The organism is Sarcina sp. DSM 11001 (assembly GCF_900101015.1).
Classification (GTDB): domain Bacteria; phylum Bacillota; class Clostridia; order Lachnospirales; family Lachnospiraceae; genus CAG-791.
Genome location: NZ_FNFZ01000018.1, coordinates 83,992 through 101,028 on the forward strand (window position 1 = coordinate 83,992; position 17,037 = coordinate 101,028).

The 17,037-nt window shown below is 49.5% G+C and carries 8 protein-coding genes; all 8 read right to left on the reverse strand.

Annotated elements, in window-relative coordinates; genetic code table 11:
• Positions 1-67: 67 nt before the first annotated feature.
• The 8 genes from BLT02_RS10725 to BLT02_RS10760 all read right to left on the reverse strand — a co-directional run bounded on the left by BLT02_RS10725 (position 68) and on the right by BLT02_RS10760 (position 16,654).
• Complete coding sequence (locus BLT02_RS10725; RefSeq protein WP_092994996.1) at positions 68-3,382, reverse strand: phage tail tip lysozyme; 3,315 nt, start codon at positions 3,380-3,382, stop codon at positions 68-70.
• Between the two features lie 651 nt (positions 3,383-4,033).
• Positions 4,034-4,570 (reverse strand): MazG nucleotide pyrophosphohydrolase domain-containing protein, encoded by a 537-nt coding sequence (locus BLT02_RS10735; RefSeq protein WP_092995002.1) that lies wholly within the window; start codon positions 4,568-4,570, stop codon positions 4,034-4,036.
• Between the two features lie 289 nt (positions 4,571-4,859).
• Positions 4,860-5,456 carry an HD domain-containing protein gene (locus BLT02_RS10740; RefSeq protein ID WP_092995005.1) on the reverse strand — a complete coding sequence of 199 codons (597 nt, stop codon included), beginning with the start codon at positions 5,454-5,456 and terminating at the stop codon, positions 4,860-4,862.
• 167 nt (positions 5,457-5,623) lie between these two features.
• Positions 5,624-9,112, reverse strand: coding sequence for an Ig-like domain-containing protein (locus tag BLT02_RS10745; RefSeq protein WP_092995008.1), 3,489 nt, complete (start codon positions 9,110-9,112; stop codon positions 5,624-5,626).
• 42 nt (positions 9,113-9,154) lie between these two features.
• Positions 9,155-9,283, reverse strand: coding sequence for a hypothetical protein (locus BLT02_RS18110; RefSeq protein WP_278277405.1), 129 nt, complete (start codon positions 9,281-9,283; stop codon positions 9,155-9,157).
• Positions 9,284-9,454: 171 nt separating this feature from the next.
• Positions 9,455-10,999 carry a hypothetical protein gene (locus BLT02_RS10750; RefSeq protein ID WP_092995011.1) on the reverse strand — a complete coding sequence of 515 codons (1,545 nt, stop codon included), beginning with the start codon at positions 10,997-10,999 and terminating at the stop codon, positions 9,455-9,457.
• A gap of 394 nt (positions 11,000-11,393) precedes the next feature.
• Positions 11,394-13,910: a glycogen/starch/alpha-glucan phosphorylase gene (locus BLT02_RS10755; RefSeq protein ID WP_278277406.1), complete on the reverse strand. Its 2,517-nt coding sequence runs from the start codon at positions 13,908-13,910 to the stop codon at positions 11,394-11,396.
• A gap of 260 nt (positions 13,911-14,170) precedes the next feature.
• On the reverse strand, positions 14,171-16,654 hold the full coding sequence (locus BLT02_RS10760) for an excinuclease ABC subunit UvrA (protein WP_092995014.1): 2,484 nt from the start codon (positions 16,652-16,654) through the stop codon (positions 14,171-14,173).
• Positions 16,655-17,037 lie beyond the last annotated feature (383 nt).

Below are 17,037 nucleotides of genomic sequence, written 5' to 3' on the forward strand. Positions count from 1 at the left end.
TTGCCGGATACCCGTAATGAAGGATATCAGGAAACAGCTTCTGCCGCTTTTTGTACAGGCCAGCTCGTCAGCGTGTGAGGTAGATCCTCACTTTTTCTTCATCGCTGCTGTCACCGTATTCTGCCCGGATGATCACGGAAAAACCGTAGTCTCTTTTATTAATCTTCTCAACATCCATATAGGTCTTCGAAGTGATATCTTTGTCTTTCCCGTCAACCACTTGCAGGACTTTCCGCTCACGCAGGATATCTGCGAGATCTTCCAGTTCTTCTTCGGAAATGTCATAAAACTTTTTCTCAGTCAGACGGATATGAATTTGGGAATCCTCTTCTGTATTGTCTTCAAGTTCTGAGTTCTTTACAGAACCGTCTGCCTTGTCCTCTCCGCGTTCTGTATTCTTTCGGGAATCCTTTTCCTTTTCTTCATCCCGGGTACCGGCTGAATCAGCAGAGTCATTATCAGCGTTTTTATCAGAAACGTTCTCACTGGAGTGACCGGAGGAAGCGTCATCGGCTTCTTCAGAGGCATCTTCTTCAGAGGCGTCTTTGTCAGAGGAGTCTTTGTCAGAATGACCGGAGGAAGTGTCGTCTTCATCCTGATCCCTCTGTTCATTTGTTTTTCCTTCTTCAGACTCTTCTGTGTCTGATCCGGTGTCTTTGTCCTCTTCGGACTCTTCTGATGTGGATCCGGTGTCTTTGTCCTCTTCAGACTCTTCTGATGTGGATCCGGTGTCTTTGTCCCCTTCGGACTCTTCTGATGTGGATCCGGTGTCTTTGTCCTCTTCAGACTCTTCTGATGTCGATCCGGTGTCTTTGTCCTCTTCGGATTTTTCTGCTGTTGATCCGGTGTCTTCGTCCTCTTCTGATTTTTCTGCTGTTGATCCGGTGTCTTTGTCTTCTTCGGACTCTTCTGCTATTACTTCAGTGTCTTTGTCTTCTTCGGACTCTTCTGCTGTTGATCCGGTGCCTTTGTCCTCTTCGGACTCTTCTGAAGCTGCAGCTTTTTCTGAAGTGCCGGATGTATCAGAGGAATCCCGGTCATCAATTTCGTCAGAAGGCTCCTGATCAGTATCAGAGACGGCTTCTTTTTCCTTACCGGATGATTCTTCCTGTTGATCCCGGTGTTTATCCGCCAGAGCAAGTGCAGGGATCGGCAGATTTATACCATTCCCGGTCTCCTCACCAGCCTGATCATGATCCGGCAGCTGTGTTTCTGTGCCCTTTGAAGTGGAATCCTGGACAGTCTGATCCTCATTCCCGGTCTTTTGAAATTCTGTCGATGACCCATCCGTTTTAAACTGGTTCAAAATCCTGTCGGATGCTTCAGGCTGGTCATGGTAAAAGGCGTAGGCAAGACCTATGGAAGGATCAGGAAGTCTTTCTTCTTCCTCCTGTTCAAGATTCAGAGCAACGGCAGCGGACAGGGAAGCCTGCGCCGCCGCGGCATACTGATCTGGGAATGTATCCGGATCTTCACTCTGCTGCGCATAATCTACATCTTTACCCTGCTGTGTATTACTTGCTTTCTGTATATATTCAGCAGCCTGTCTCAACAGTTCTGCAGGGAGCAGATCTACCAGCCCCTCTGTTTTTTCCGGTTTTATCGAATCGGATACTGCCGTGTCCTTCCGTATGACCTCTCCGGGAGACGACGCTTCCGGTTCATCCTCAACATCCTGCATCTCCTTGTTCCCGGTATCTTCTTTCAATTTCGGAAGATCACCGGCATCCTCTTTCAAATTCGGAAGATCCCCAGTATTCTCTTTCAATTTCGGAAGATCACCAGCATCCTCTTTCTTTTTCAAAAGATCAACTGAAGAGGTAATATTCTGTATCTGATCAGCGGAATCAAATCCGGCATCAGCAAGAGCCGTCACAGTTTCTGTTTCCTGGGTACTGCCCGTCCCGGGCACGGCTTTTGTCTGCGCTTCAGCAAGGGCCGTCACAGTTTCTGTTTCCTGGGTACTGTCTGTCCCGGGTGTCCCGGGCACGGCTTCTGTCTGCGCGTCAGCAAGGGCCGTCACAGTTTCTGTTCCCTGTGTACTGCCTGTCCCGGTCCCGATTTCTGTCTGGGCGTCAGCAAGGGCCGTCACAGTTTCTGTTTCCTGGGTAGTGTCTGTCTCGGACACGGCTTCTGTCTGCGCGTCAGCAAGGGCCGTCACAGTTTCTGTTCCCTGTGTACTGCCTGTCCCGGTCCCGATTTCTGTCTGGGCGTCAGCAAGGGCCGTCACAGTTTCTGTTTCCTGGGCACTGTCTGTCCCGGGCACGGCTTCTGTCTGCGCGTCAGCAAGGGCTGTCCCAATCTCAAAGGTATTCTCGCTATTGTCCGATGGTTCTGTTCCATCATCAGCCGCGGCTTCTTTATTCAGTCCGGAAGCAGCTTTGGAGCCGCTCCCTGCCGTACTGGGCTGATCGGACTGTGTGGTTCCGGCAGCTGCCAGCTCTGTCTGGCGTCTGGCGGCTTCCTCAGCCCATGCGACCGCATAGTCCTCTACGGCGGCGGAATACTTCAGGTCTCCGTTTTTGTTGACCAAATACAAGTCATCATTACCCTGGATCAGGCCAGTGATCAGTTCACCGCTTTCATCAAAATAGTAACTGCGGCCGTCGATTTTTTTCCAGCCGCTGACCATCAGGCCGTCATCATCAAAGAAATAACGATTTCCTTTAATGTTTTTCCATCCTGAAATCCTGTTTCCATCTTCATCCAGGTAGAAAGTGTCCCCTTCGATCTCAAGCCATCCGGTCTTGTAGGAGCCGTCACGCAGGATATAATGCCAGACACCATCTGTCTGATACCACTCTGCCGGCCGGTAGGAATCCCAGAAAACACCGCTGGCAAGATTGCCCCTGTAGACAGAAACACTGCCCCTGCTTGCAGGAGCCTCGAAATGATAGCAGTAATACTGCCCGGCCAGGTAAGCCCCTTCTGAAGTGTTTTCAACAGACCGGATATAATTCTCGACCCCTGTATAATGGTTTAGAAGTTCAAACTGAAGGTAAGCCAGCTGTCCGTCAATAGTCGTATAATCATATCCGTTCGAACCGCACCAGTTGCGCAGACGGCTGTATCGGCCTCCTGTCCACTGACAGAGCCCATAGCTTCCGCCTCCAGCATTCCAGGCATGAGGATTGAACGTTGATTCGCATCGTATATTTGCCATGATCCCGCAGGCTGCAGCTTCTGAATAGTTGAGTCTTTGCGTCAAATATTCAAAAATATACTCTGCATTTTCCTGCCAGCTGGCAGCAGAAACATTGACTATGCCGGGATTTATACCGGTAACCGCCAATGAAGCACCCAATGCACCTGTCATCAGCATGGCAGCAGCGCGGCGGGCCGCTTTTGTCTTTTTTCCGCTTTTACATTTTGGATTAAACAAGGATCAAACCGCTCCTCTCAAAAGTGCAAAAAGTTTAATTACAAACAAAAATATGATAATGAAAATCCTGTGGTCATTCATGAACATCATGAACAGAAAAAAACTGCCTCGCCGAGGCCGAAATCAAAAAAAATTGTTCCAAGCCTGACAAAAGCGGACAGCACAATAAAAAGGCATGCGCCATTGAAAAAGATTATATAAAACTTATTTCAATAATTCAACCAAAGATGTAACAATTCTGTAAATTTTTAGATAATTTTTATCTTTTAAAGCCCAAAATGTAGAAAACGCAGGGCTTCCTTCCTGCTGATCTACGTGTCGTCGTGCTCAGAGGATCAGATGGCAGGATTGTTATAGATTCTCTGGAAGCTTATCTTGTACAAGTATATTTTCCATTTGGATGCCAGGCACATGGATATCTTCCATTTGAATATCAGGCACATGGATATCTTCCATATGGATAAAAATGGATAAAAAAACAGGGAGGATGAAAGAGCATTGATTTGAAAGTGGAGTCAGCAAGCGAGTCCAGATCCATAGAGTCAATGCCACCGTGACTGATCTGGTCATTATTAAAGAGCCTGCAACGGCCACTTTGCGAATTGTTCAAACCGGTCAATGCCTGTTGCCTTAGCCCAGCCTTGCACAGTCTCAATCAGTCAATTTTTCTATGCTATTGTTCTGTTTCTTCCTTTCTCTGGCTACTGCAATAAGTTTCTCAGCCTCATCAAAAGCTTCAAATAAATAAGCTTCCTCCCATTCCCGTCCCTTTTTTTCCATGGCTTTTATCTTCTTCCAGTCTGCAGGAATGGTTCCCGGATCTGTTTTGTTATTAGTTGTCGGTCCAAAAACGTGGGGATGACGACGGATCATTTTTTCATTAATACCGCGGATCACATCCGTCAGAGTAAAGAAGCCTTCCTCTTCCGCGATCTGTGAATGCATCATCACCTGCAGAAGCAGGTCACCCAGTTCCTCACACAGGCTCTGGGTTTTCCCTGTACGGGACAGAATATTGATTCCGGAGACAACTTCAGCTGCCTCCTCCACACAGGCTGCCTTGAGGGATTCGTGTGTCTGAGTGCGGTCCCAGGGGCATCCTTCCGGTGCCCGCAGCCTTGCCACCGTATTCTTCAGTTCTTCCAGGGCCTGCCCGGCGGATTCAGATCCAACTTTCGGGTTGTTCATAATCGACTCTTTCTACTGTTTTTCAGCTTTTCTTTTTGGTCTGCTGTTTTTTCAATATTTCCTTTTGTTTTTTATTTTTCAGTGCATTTTGTTTCTGTTTTACGATATATCTTTCTGCTTATTCTTGTTCTTCTGCAAATCGCTGCCGCTCAGAGTCACTCTTTTTTGGAGAAGACAGGGGGCAGGAGACAGAGAACTGCCCCCTGTCTCCTGCCCTGTCTCCTGCCCTGTTTCCTGTCTGTTCTGTCTTCTTTAATCTCACATAGAGAGACAACGTCACTCTTCTACGTCACTCTTCTTCTTTGCGGATATTTCCCAGCCGTATATTGCGTTTAAGGATCTCATCTGTCACGGTGAAAAGTTTTTCTGACCCCATTCTGGTCTTGCCCTGTCTGCCATAGACCTGGGCGGCAGTCACGTTGTGTTCCCTCCAGTCACCGCCTCCATTGCTGTCATTGAGGATGAGCGGCTGCAGGTTATCCAGGGAGTGGGCAAATTTTGACTCGGCAGTCTCATAGGCTTCAAACTCGTCGAAGAGCCCGATCAGTTCCTTTTTCTGGTCTTCCGGCAGCAGGGAGAATATCCTTTCCTTGGCGGCATCTTCCCTGGCTTTCTGCGTTGCCAGTCCTTCCTCGTCATAGGCATAGGTATCCCCGGCGTCGATCTCAACGATATCATGGATCAGGCACATGAGCATAACACGAAAAATATCTACTTCGTCGTTTGCATATTCTCTGAGAAGATAGGCCATAATGGCCATGTGCCAGGCATGTTCAGCATCATTTTCATTTCTTCCGTTTCCTGACAGATGTGTCTGTCGGAAAATGTTTTTTTCCTTATCGATTTCCAGTGAAAAAGCCAGCTGCTTTTTCAGGCGCTCCTCCATAGATGTGCACTCCTTTCCTGGATCCATTTTTCTGAGTGTCTGTACTCTGAGTGACTCCGGAATATTTTAATTATATTTTCTAAATGATCAAAGGCTCTTTTTATCTTCTGACTGACCTTTCTTCCGGACGGTCTTTCTTATGGATCGTTTTTCCGGTCAATTTCCGGTCAGTTGTTGATTCTGACGCTCTTGACTCCGCTCCAGGCCGAAAAGTGTTTTATTGTGTCAACTGTCTTAAAGGTCCGTATACGGAAATAGACAGTATTTCCCTTTGTCAGGTTTCCGATCACTTTTGAGACTGAGGATGCGCCATTGACGGTCACAGATTTGGCGGCGGAAAAATCCTTTTTCGGGCTGTAATGGATCTGGTATCCTGTCGCCTTTGTGTTTTTGTTCCATTTGATCAGAGCCTTCGAGGCCGCCTGATTGACAAGAGATGTGATCTCAGGACGGCTGACCCGGTAAATCGTCACGGATTTAGAGAGGGTACTTGTACCTGTCGAAGCTTTTGCGACGATTTTGTACACATATCTGGCTCCGTTGGTATTGGCTTTTGCGTCTGTGAAACTCAGGGTATTCCCGTCCGTAATCGTTTTGATCTTTACTCCGTCGCGGTAGATGAGGTAACCGTTGGCATCAGCGGCTTTTGTCCATTTCAGTTGAATGGTATTGGGGCAGTTGACTGCCTTAAAGCTCGCAACCGCTGCAGGGAGGACGGTGATCCGAAGGGCTTTTGTGGCTTTGACAAAGTTATCTGTCCCGGATGAAGTCACCGTGATCGTCGCTGTTCCGACCTTTTTCGCAGAGACCCTGCCTGTGTCCGGGTCCACAGATGCAACAGCCGGATTAGAAGAGGTATAGGACTTCCGGCCTTTCGCGCCGGAAACGGAAATGGTGGTCGTCTGCCCCGCAGCCAGGGTGGGTGATGCAGCTTTTGCGTCCAGGTTCTGACATGCTTTTTCAATTGCGAAGTTCTTTGTCACAGAACCGGTATAAGCTCCCTTTCCGGTGATCGTGAGTGATGCATTGCCTGCATACAGGTTATTGCTATAGCTGATACTGTAATCGGTACCTTCTCTCAGGGTGGTCCCGTCTACGATTACGACAGGTTCCTGGTATACTCTCCTGCCGATATAGGTTTTCGGTATGATACCGGTGACTGTCGCGCCGGTCAGATCAATGGTCCTGACCGAAACTATGACCTCGCAGGTCTCCGTATTGTTCCCATCCGCTGTGGTAACAGTGATGACAGAGGAACCGCAGGCCAGGGCTGTGATGCTGCCGTCGGAAGCGACAGAAACAACATCGGGGTTACTGCTGGACCAGGTGACAGCCTGGTTGCTTGCGTCTAAGGGTGTGACAGTGGCTTCGAGAAAAGCCGTCTCATCAACATACAGGTCCAGGCTGTTCTTATTCAGGGACACTCCGTCTACAGCAGTCGTTACCGAAACCGGACAGGAGGCCTGGAAACCCATGTGGTTTGAAGTCGCTGTGATCGTCGCAGTGCCGTTGCCAACGGCCTCGACAACTCCGGACTCTGTCACTGTTGCCACGGATTCATCATCCGATGTCCAAATGATCTGCCGGTCAGAAGCGTCCGCCGGCAGGACAGAAGCCGACAGGGCTTTCGTCTCACCCTTCAGCAGGACCGCCTCTGTCTCTTCAAGTGAGATCCCCGTCACATGGACCAGCTTCGGGGCTGGTCTGGTCATCGGAATCCCGCAGGCTGTGCAGTGTGTGATTTCTTCTCCTTCCGATTCATAGTCAGGCTGGATCGAGATTTCCCAGTTTCCAGGAGTATGATCTTCGGGAGGGATGATCTCCCTGATTCGCCCTTCAGAAAGTGTCAGATCAGAAGGATCAAAACAGGAGAACATTTCGGTATCGTATTTATACCGTAAATTTCCTTTGGCGAGATGAAAAACATATCCCTGTTCCGCGCTGCCATCAGCCAGAAATGTTTCTTCACAGTCCTCCCCCTGCGCACCGGCAAGGAAAAGGATCCTGTTGTTGTCTCCCGCTCCCAGCATACTCATGTCACAGTTTGTCAGATCAACCAGATAGTTTCTGCCATCCTGCAGGAGAACGACATTCCACATATGACCGCTTCCGTTCATCTTGCCTGTTACAGAGAGGCATTCCCTGAAATCGCCGCTGCTGAAGGAGCTGAGGTCGCACAGATATTGAAAGGCCTTGGAGTATCCTTCGCAGACAACATTTGTATCTGGATCGCCGTCAAAAACATGGATCAGCTGCCAGGGGTTCCCATAGGGCGTAGCAGTATTATATGCCGCATTGTAATTATAGGAAGTAAGGGAAAGGATCTGCTCGCGATAGGCATCCAGTTTCAAGTAATCCGGCAGGTCCCGGTTTTCCATTACAATGGCGGCTGCTGTGTCTTTAGCTGTAGATACAGCTGTCCCGATCTCTGTATTTACCGTGAATGTCTCTGTCCCCGCATAGTAAGGCGCCACATAAAACTTAAGGGTGATCGGGCCTTTGAATATCAGCCTGGAACCGTCTGTAAAATAAGAGAAACCCAGGCTATAGCTGAGGCCGCCCTTTAAAGAAACTGTGCTTGTTTTATTGTACCAGTACAGATCATAAGGACAATCCGCAAGAAGCGCCTTGTTCAAACGCAGAATATTGATCCCATAGATCTCTTCAAGGATCCCTTTTGCAGCGCTGTTTGCTTCAGAGGATAGGACATTTTTCCCCTTTTCTTCATCATAGACGAGAATACTCTCTACCCCGAGATCCTCCGGAGTCCAGGACATTTGTTCGATTCCAAGTTCTTCCAGAGAGAAGGAGAAAGCTGTGGAGGATCGTGTTCCATCAGCGACCTTCCGGATCTCTTCTCTGAGGAGATCGTAAAGGGTGCGGTTTGTGCCGGTCAGCCTGGTCGAAGCATAACTGCTTTTCCTCCTGGGTTCGGAAATGGTTTCCTCCCCCTCCAGGTTTCCTGTATCGGAAGCAAGATCGCCGGTCAGATTCATTTCCCGGTTGACATAGGCCGCAAATGCGTCGTCATTATCATAGTTCCCATCCCCTCCGTCATCGACAAGCTCTTCTGTATCATCTTCGACAAGTTCTGCTGTCTCGTCTTCAGCCAAAAGCGGTTCTTCCGCATTTACATTTTCATCTGCCTGTTCTGTACTGCCTCCGGCCAGGGACTGGTCCTGTGTACCTCCTTCGCTGTAATCTTCAGGGAAAGACTGATCCTGCGTATCATCCTCTTCAAAGGTTTCTTCATAGAAAGACGGTTCCTGTACGTCCTCTTCATTGTTCTCTTCCTGAAAAATATCCTCAAGATTCTGGTCTCCGGCAGAGTCCTGCAGATCATAGTCCTGGTCCCCGGCAGAGTCCTGCGGATCATAGTCCTGGTCCACGGCAGAGTCCTGCAGATCATAGTCCTGGTCCACGGCAGAGTCCTGCGGATCAAGGTCCTGATCCCCGGCAGAGTCCTGTATAGCATTATCCTGCGTGTCATAATCCTGAATGTCATACTCCTCCCCGGCGGGAGTGCTCTCTTCCCCGGTCAGTTCCCCGGTCAGGATGTTGTCAGCTGCTTCTGCCTGTCTGGAAAAGGGTGTGGTATGTCCTGCCAGGAGAAACAGAATCATAGCAGCTGCAAGATATTTTTTCCATTTAGCCATAGTCACCTCATATTTTTATCTGGTCACAGTCCCTGACCTGCATTAAGCAGAACGACGCTTAAATAATTTTGCCATTTTGAGCAGGAAAGCATAGGCAAGCGCCTGAAGTCTTCGTTTCCACAGTTCCTGCAGACTGAGCGTTTGTCTTTGTGCCGCAAATATTTTGTTCATTATACCCTTTAAAACCTCATCCAGCCATATAGAAATAGTCAGTACATGCCTGCTTTTTATGATTTTTTTATGAAATCAGTGTGTTTTTATTCTGCGTACCGGATGCGCGATGAAGAATAAAAAAGCCGGGCGGGAAAACTGTTTTCAAAAATAATTTCCCGCACCGGCAGATCAGGCAGGCCTCTCTGACGACTTCATTGCCGGTTTTTTTCGGCTTTTTGTCGGCTTTTTGGCAGTTTCATTATCGACTTTTTTACCAGCTTCACTGTCAGCTTTTCTGGCAGCTTCATTGGCAGCTTCATTGGCAGCTTCTATGGCAGCTTCTATGGCAGATTTCAACTTTTTCAGATCTTCTTTCTTTGCGCCAAGAGAGCAGTCATTATCGATAAAAATCCCTACTTCTTCCCGGGTGATCAGTTTGAGCTTCATCACTTCCGTATCGACGAATTCTTTCCGGAATAAGCCGATCAGTTCCTCTTTCCTGCTGTCCTTCAGCCGGCGGATCTCTTCGAGTCCGCTGGTATATCTGTCAAGCGCGATCAGGATCACGACCATCCTGGGCATATTGGGGATCGTCACTTTATCATGTTTTTCCCGGAGGCTGTCAGAAGAAACGCCTGCCTTGAGGAGGTCTTTGAGCCGCTCAAGCGCCTGCATATAACGTTCAGGTCCGAGGCTCAGATAGTTGAGCAGGCTCTTTTTCAGAGCCGCCATCTCTTCGTCCTTCGCGTTTTCACTGTCTGGGCCGTATTGTTTATTCCGCAGACTGCGAAGCTGCTCATAGGTCTGGATGTTTTCTCCAACGGAAAGAGTGTAGATCATCAGTTCATGATCCGTGGCGAATCTCTTTGAAAGCACTGTATTTCTGCGTTTAAGACCAAGGAGCTTCCAAAAGAAATTTTCCGACACCGTGAAGGCAATGTCACTGATATCGATCTTACCGCATCTGACAGCAAACTTTTCCCTTTCCGTCTCACTCAGATTTCTTATGTAATCCTCCAGGATCACTTCTCTGAAGCTTTCAAAAATCCTGCTGCCCCAGTTCTGCAGAAGTCCTTTGACCATTTCTTCGTATCCGGCATATTCCTCCAGCGGGTACTTGATACTGATTTTAATGTGAATGCTGTCTTTGCCATACCAGACGCCGGTCCAGTGGTATTCATAATGACCGGAAAGGTCACAAAGAGAAAAGCGGCATGATCTTGCGGCATCGAAGACTCTTGCTTTCGTGGCTTCTGTGACATTCAGAAAGGAATTCTTGAGATATTTACCTTCCTTTGTGAGATAACGCGTCCCGACCAGCCATTCCTGATTCATATGATAATTACAGCATTTGTTTGCGGCTTTGAAGAGTTCATCCAGCAGAAAGGTATCCGGATCAGTCCCTTTGAGCTCATGGAGCTCCGATCCGCAGCTGGAGAGCTTCTTGTTGATCATGCAATGCAGAAAATATCCGGTTGCAAATCTATAGATAACAGCCATGGAAGGCTCGATCTCAAGAGGATCTTTGCTGTCCGCCTTATGAAAGGAAAGTTTGATGACATCCGTATAGGCGAACAGTTCACGATCAATCAGGAAATACAGGCTTTTTTTGAAGTTTTTTTCCGTCTCATTATACGGGAACGGGATGAACAGCTGGATCAGTGCAGGGAACGCCGCATCAGCAACTGCACTCGGGGTTTCATCTTCCCGTCTGTCATAGTAATAACCAGTCATATCCGTCTCCTTCTTTTATTGCAGCTTGAAAATCAGATTTCGAACCAATATGAAAACAATGGTGAATGGAAAAATAGTAGTTGTAAGCAATAGTGGATGGAAACAATAGTGAATGGAAAAAAGTGGTTGTACGCAATAGTGGATGGAAACAATAGTGAATGGAAAAATAGTGGTTGTAAATAAGAACGATACCGGCCACCCAATGTGACCGGTATCCGATTCTTATTTACTATAATAAACAAGAAAGTTGATCAAAATGTGATTTTTTTATTACATGTTTATCATTTTTTGTTATTATTGTTTTAATTATCCCTTCGTCCTTTGACTGCTTTTCCGCTTTAGTTGTTTTACATTTTGGGATTCAGGGAGCCGGTATCTTCCTTCTACGGAGCTGTCATTTGCCTTCTCCGGAGCCGTCGTTTTCTTTCTCGGGTACCGTCATTTTTATCTTCTGCAGGTGCCAGATCTCCTGCACATACTCCTCAATGGTGCGGTCGGAGGAAAACCTGCCGCTGTTTGCCATATTGAGGAGGCCCATCTTTGCCCAGCGTTTTCTGTCTCTGTAGGCTTCGTCTACCCTCTGCTGGGCCTCGATATAGGAGCGGAGATCTGCCAGGACGAAGTAGCGGTCGGGGCGGTCGCCGTAACCGTAACCGGTGAGGAGGGAGTCGTAGATGTCTTTGAACAGGTTCCTGTCCTCACTGAAGGTTCCGTCCACCAGCTGGGTCAGGACCTGGCGGATCTCGCTGTCATTGTTGAAGATCGTCATGGGATCGTAACCGCCGTTCTGCTCATAGGCTGCTACTTCGTCCGCTGTCAGGCCGAAGATGAATTCATTCTCAGGCCCTGCTTCCTCAACGATCTCCACATTGGCACCGTCCATGGTTCCGATCAGGGGGCATCCGTTCATCATCATCTTCTGACAGCCGGTTCCCGATGCCTCGAAACCCGAACAGGAAATCTGTTCGGACAGATCGGCAGCGGCAAAGATCATTTCAGCATTGGACACGCGGTAGTTTTCAATGAAAACAACTTTGATCTTCCCCTTAACGGAAGGGTCGTTATTGATCACGTCCGCCACGGAATTGATCAGCTTGATGGTCAGTTTCGCTATATAGTATGCCTTGGCTGCCTTTCCTCCGATGATAAAGGTCCTGGGAAGGAGGTCTCCGTCTTCCGGATGCTGCCTGATCCTGTTATAGCGGTAGATGATGTAGAGGATAAAGAGAATCGAACGTTTGTACTGGTGTATCCTCTTGACCTGCACATCATAGATGGAGTGCGGGTCAATCTCCAGACCGTTTTTGTCCAGAATATATTTTGCCAGACGGATCTTGTTGGAGTGTTTGATCCTCATAAACTCCTTCAGGACCTTTTCATTATCCGCGTAAACAGCCATGCCTTTGATCCGGGAAAAATCCGTGATCCAGAACGGACCGATATAGCCGGTGATCCACCCGGCCAGAGGCTTGTTTCCTTTCAAAAGAAAGCGGCGGTGAGTCACACCATTGGTCTTATTATTGAACTTGTCCGGCATGATCTCATAGAAATCGCGGAAGAGCCTGGTCTTGAGGATCGTCGTATGAAGCTCGGCAACACCGTTCACGGAGAAGGAGGCGACAAGACAGAGATTGGCCATCCTGACCTCGTTGTTATGGATGATCCTCATCCTGTCCGCCCTGTCGAAATCACCGGGGAACATCATATTGATGTCAGCGATGAAGCGCCGGTCGATCTCCACGATGATCTGGTAGATACGCGGCAGCAGACGGGTGAAGATATGGGCCGGCCACCTCTCGAGTGCTTCTGTGAGGACAGTATGGTTAGTTATAGCTAAGCACTTTGTTGTGACTGCCCAGGCTTCATCCCAGCCCAGTCCCTCTTCATCCATCAGAACGCGCATCAGCTCCGCGACCGCGGTTGCGGGATGAGTGTCATTCAGCTGGAAGACTGCCTTCTCCGGCAGCTTTGTGATGTCGACAGAATCTTTTTTATAGTTTGCGACCGCATTCTGGATACTGGCAGAGACGAAAAAGTACTCCTGCCTGAGGCGCAGTTCCTTTCCTTCATCGGTGCTGTCATCAGGATAGAGGACAGCGGACAGCTGGTCCGCAAGTCTGCGCTGTTCCATGACCGTATTGTAGTCCTGGTCATCAGAAGTGACTGCCCTGGCATCCCAGAGAAGCATCGTATTGACGATCCCGTTCCTATAGCCGACGACCGGAATCTCATACGGAACAGCCAGAACCTCGAGGCAGTCCATGTGAATAAAGTCATACCCCTTTTTCCGGTCATTGTAGACCTGTTCCACCCGGCCGCCAAAGCGAACGATCCGGGCTTCTTCCGGATGGCAGACCTCGAAGGGATATCCCTCATAAATCCAGTCATCCGGGAGCTCTCTCTGATATCCGTTTACGATGGCCTGCCTGAACAGACCGTAGTGATAACGAATGCCGCAGCCGACCGCACTGTAGCTGAGGGTGGTGAGAGATTCCATAAAGCATGATGCCAGGCGGCCCATGCCTCCGTTGCCCAGGGCCGGATCCGGCTCCTGGTCTTCCAGGAGATTCAGGTCCACCCCCAGCTCTTCAAGGGCTTCACGGACTTCGCTCCAGGCTCCCAGATTGAGGAGATTGCAGCCCAGGGTGCGGCCCACCAGGAATTCCATGGACAAATAGTAAACGGTCTTGGTATTGTACTGTCTGACGGCATTTTTTGTCCCCAGCCAGTTCTCACTGATCAGTTCCATGGCGACAAAGCAGACTGCACGATAGATCTGCTCCTGTGTGGCCGTTTCGATCCCGCAGATGAACATCTCCCTGAGACGTTCTATCACATCGCGTTTGAATTCATTCTTGTCATATTTACCGTTCTTATTGCCCTTTTTATTGTCGTTCTTATTCTCATTCAATTTTCCTGCACCTCCTTTTCAGACCCTTTGAGGTCTTACCCGGCAGACTGTAAAGGATACAAAAGAGCGTCCGGAGTCCTCAAAACCCGTCAACAGGCGACGAGTAATGGTACATCCAGCTGCAGCCCGCTATTCCTTTACGTCTGTCTGCTTACTTGTTCAGCACATCCTTTATATTCAGATACAATACGCGAATATTCAGTGTGTGTCAGTCAGCAAAAAGTGCAGGGGCAAAAAGACTGTTAATTATTGTTTTTTCATCAAAGGAATTTTCCTGTTATACTCTCACTGCATTGCCTGATCTCATCTGGTGTTCCGCAGGCAACGATCCTGCCGCCGTCTTCGCCTCCTTCCGGTCCCATATCGATGATATAGTCCGCCGCGCGGATCACATCCAGGTCATGTTCGATCACAATGACCGTTGCTCCGTGGTCGATCAGGGTCTGGAATACCTTCAGCAGGGTCTCTACATCCTTTGGATGCAGGCCTATGGTCGGCTCATCAAAAACGAACACTGAGTCATCCTGCTGTCTTCCCATTTCAGACGCGAGCTTGAGTCTCTGCGCCTCGCCTCCGGACAGCCCCGGTGTTTCCTCACCGAGCGTCAGATAACCGAGCCCCAGGTCCCGCAGGATCTCCAGTCTCGGTCTTACCGTCTTCATTTCCCTGCAGAAGCCGAGGGCGGAATTGACGTCCATATCCATCAGTTCCGGCAGGGAGCATTCCTCTCCGGATTTATTTGTGTAACGGATCTTTTTAGCCTCTTTTGCATAGCGCGAGCCCCGGCATTCGGGACAGGGAATGTTCACGTCCGGCAGAAACTGCACATCCAGGGAGATCTGGCCTGTTCCGTCACAGACAGGGCACCTGAGAGAGCCCGTGTTATAGGAGAAATCACCTGCTTTATAACCATACTCCTTTGCGGATTTCGTTCTTGCAAAAATCTTCCGGAGTTCGTCATGGACGTTTGCATAGGTTGCCACGGTAGACCGGACATTGATGCCGATCGGAGCAGCGTCGATCAGTTTGACATGCCGGATGCCTTCTGCCTCAATCGACCGGATGTGGCCGGGCATCTTTTTGCCGCTACAGAGCGCATCCAGCGCCGGAACAAGGCTTTCCAGGATCAGAGTCGTCTTGCCCGACCCCGAGACGCCGGTGATCACAGTCAATCCGGTCCTGGGAATGCGAACTGTAAGCGGCCGGACTGTGTGAATCCACTCTGTTTTCATGCGGATCCCGCCATTTGAAAAAATATTTTTTTCTGCTTTGGGCCGGGCAGGTTTCTGCTTACCGGAGAGATACCTGCCGATGACGGAAGCTTCGTTTTTTTCAATTTCCTCTATGGTTCCTTCGGCAATGACCATGCCGCCCTTTGCTCCTGCTTCCGGCCCCATCTCAATGAGCCAGTCCGATTCCTTCAGGATCTGCGTGTCATGATCGACCAGGAGGACGGAATTTCCGTCTCTCACCAGATCATGCATGACCCCGTTCAGTCCGACTATATTGGCAGGATGCAGTCCGATGGAGGGTTCATCCAGCACATACAGGACACCGGTCGTCCTGTTGCGCACCGCGCGGGCCAGCTGCATCCGCTGCCGCTCCCCGGTGGACAAGGTGGACGACGCTCTGTCCAGGGTCAGATAGCCCAGGCCGAGGTCCAGCAACCGGGCAGCGGTCTCCAGATAAGACTCACAGATATTTTTCGCCATGGGACGCATCTTTTCCGGCAGGGAAGCAGGGACCTTTTTCACCCATTCGACTGAATCCTTCAGCGTCATCCCGCAGGCCTGGTCGAGGGAGATTCCCATCAGCCTGGGCGCTCTGGCTGCCTCCGACAGTCTGGTGCCGCGGCAGTCCGGGCAGATCTCCTCTTTGAGAAATTTTTCCACCCGTTTCATGCCCTTTTCATCCTTTACCTTGTTCAGCGCGTTCAGCACGGTCGCCGTCGCGCTGTAATAGGTGAAATCCATCTCACCGGCAGTCGCCGTATCCGCCTTTTTGGGCCGGTAAAAGATATGCTTTTTCACCATAGGACCGTCATAGACGATCTCTTTTTCCTCATTGGTCAGATCCCTGAAAGGAATATCCGTCCGCACACCCATGGCCCTGCAGACATCAGTCATCAGGGACCACATCAGGGAATTCCAGGGCGCAACGGCGCCGTCATCGATGGTGAGGCTCTCGTCCGGGATCAGGGTGCTGCGGTCCACCGTACGGACCGTACCGGTTCCTCCGCAGCACTTGCAGGCCCCCTGGGAATTGAAGGCCAGTTCCTCCGCACCTGGACCGTAAAAACGCTCGCCGCATTCCGGGCAGACGATCTCCTGCATCAGGGCAACCTGAAATCCAGGTTCAACATAGTGGCCGTTCGGGCAGCGGTGAGAAGAAAGGCGCGAAAACATAAGACGGAGACTGTTTAGCAGCTCCGTCCCTGTTCCAAAAGTCGACCGGATCCCCGGAACCCCCGGTCTCTGGTGCAAGGCCAGGGACGCGGGTACATACAGCACCTCGTCGACGTCCGCCCTGGAGGCCTGGGTCATTCTTCTTCTGGTATAGGTCGAGAGGGATTCGAGATATCTCCTCGATCCCTCTGCGTACAAAACCCCCAAAGCCAGGGAAGACTTTCCCGAGCCGGATACACCGGCGATCCCTGTAATTCCATGAAGCGGGATGTCCACATCAATGTTTTTCAGATTGTGGACGCGCGCTCCTCTTACCTGTATTTTTTTCGGCTGTTCCATGTCTCTACCTTGTGCTGTTCTTATATGCCAATACCTTATGCCGCTCTTTTTTGTTCAAGTCTTTCTATGGCCAGGCCACGGAAAAGATTTTTCCTTCCCAGTATGCGCGAAAACGGAGCGCATATTGCTGTTGCGGCTATTCTCCATTCTACATTCTCCGCCTATCCGAGTCTGTATTCCTTATTACGTCATGAAATACATATAAATCATTAAACTATATACAAATATTTTAATATAATATGTATCCTTCACTGTTCAATGGAGATCACACCACATTTACCACAGCCGGGTGTAACGCGCACCCTCTATCCCATTGTACTGGGAATACTTTTTTCATGATCTGATAGGCTCCATTCAGGTCAGCGTTTATCTTTGTCCCGTTT

Excerpts from the sequence above, each read along its gene's own strand:
- BLT02_RS10735 (WP_092995002.1), bottom strand. The coding sequence starts at position 4,570 with ATGAACAACCCGAAAGTTGGATCTGAATCCGCCGGGCAGGCCCTGGAA.
- BLT02_RS10740 (WP_092995005.1), bottom strand. The coding sequence starts at position 5,456 with ATGGAGGAGCGCCTGAAAAAGCAGCTGGCTTTTTCACTGGAAATCGAT.
- BLT02_RS10745 (WP_092995008.1), bottom strand. The coding sequence starts at position 9,112 with ATGGCTAAATGGAAAAAATATCTTGCAGCTGCTATGATTCTGTTTCTC.
- BLT02_RS18110 (WP_278277405.1), bottom strand. The coding sequence starts at position 9,283 with ATGAACAAAATATTTGCGGCACAAAGACAAACGCTCAGTCTGCAGGAA.
- BLT02_RS10750 (WP_092995011.1), bottom strand. The coding sequence starts at position 10,999 with ATGACTGGTTATTACTATGACAGACGGGAAGATGAAACCCCGAGTGCA.
- BLT02_RS10760 (WP_092995014.1), bottom strand. The coding sequence starts at position 16,654 with ATGGAACAGCCGAAAAAAATACAGGTAAGAGGAGCGCGCGTCCACAAT.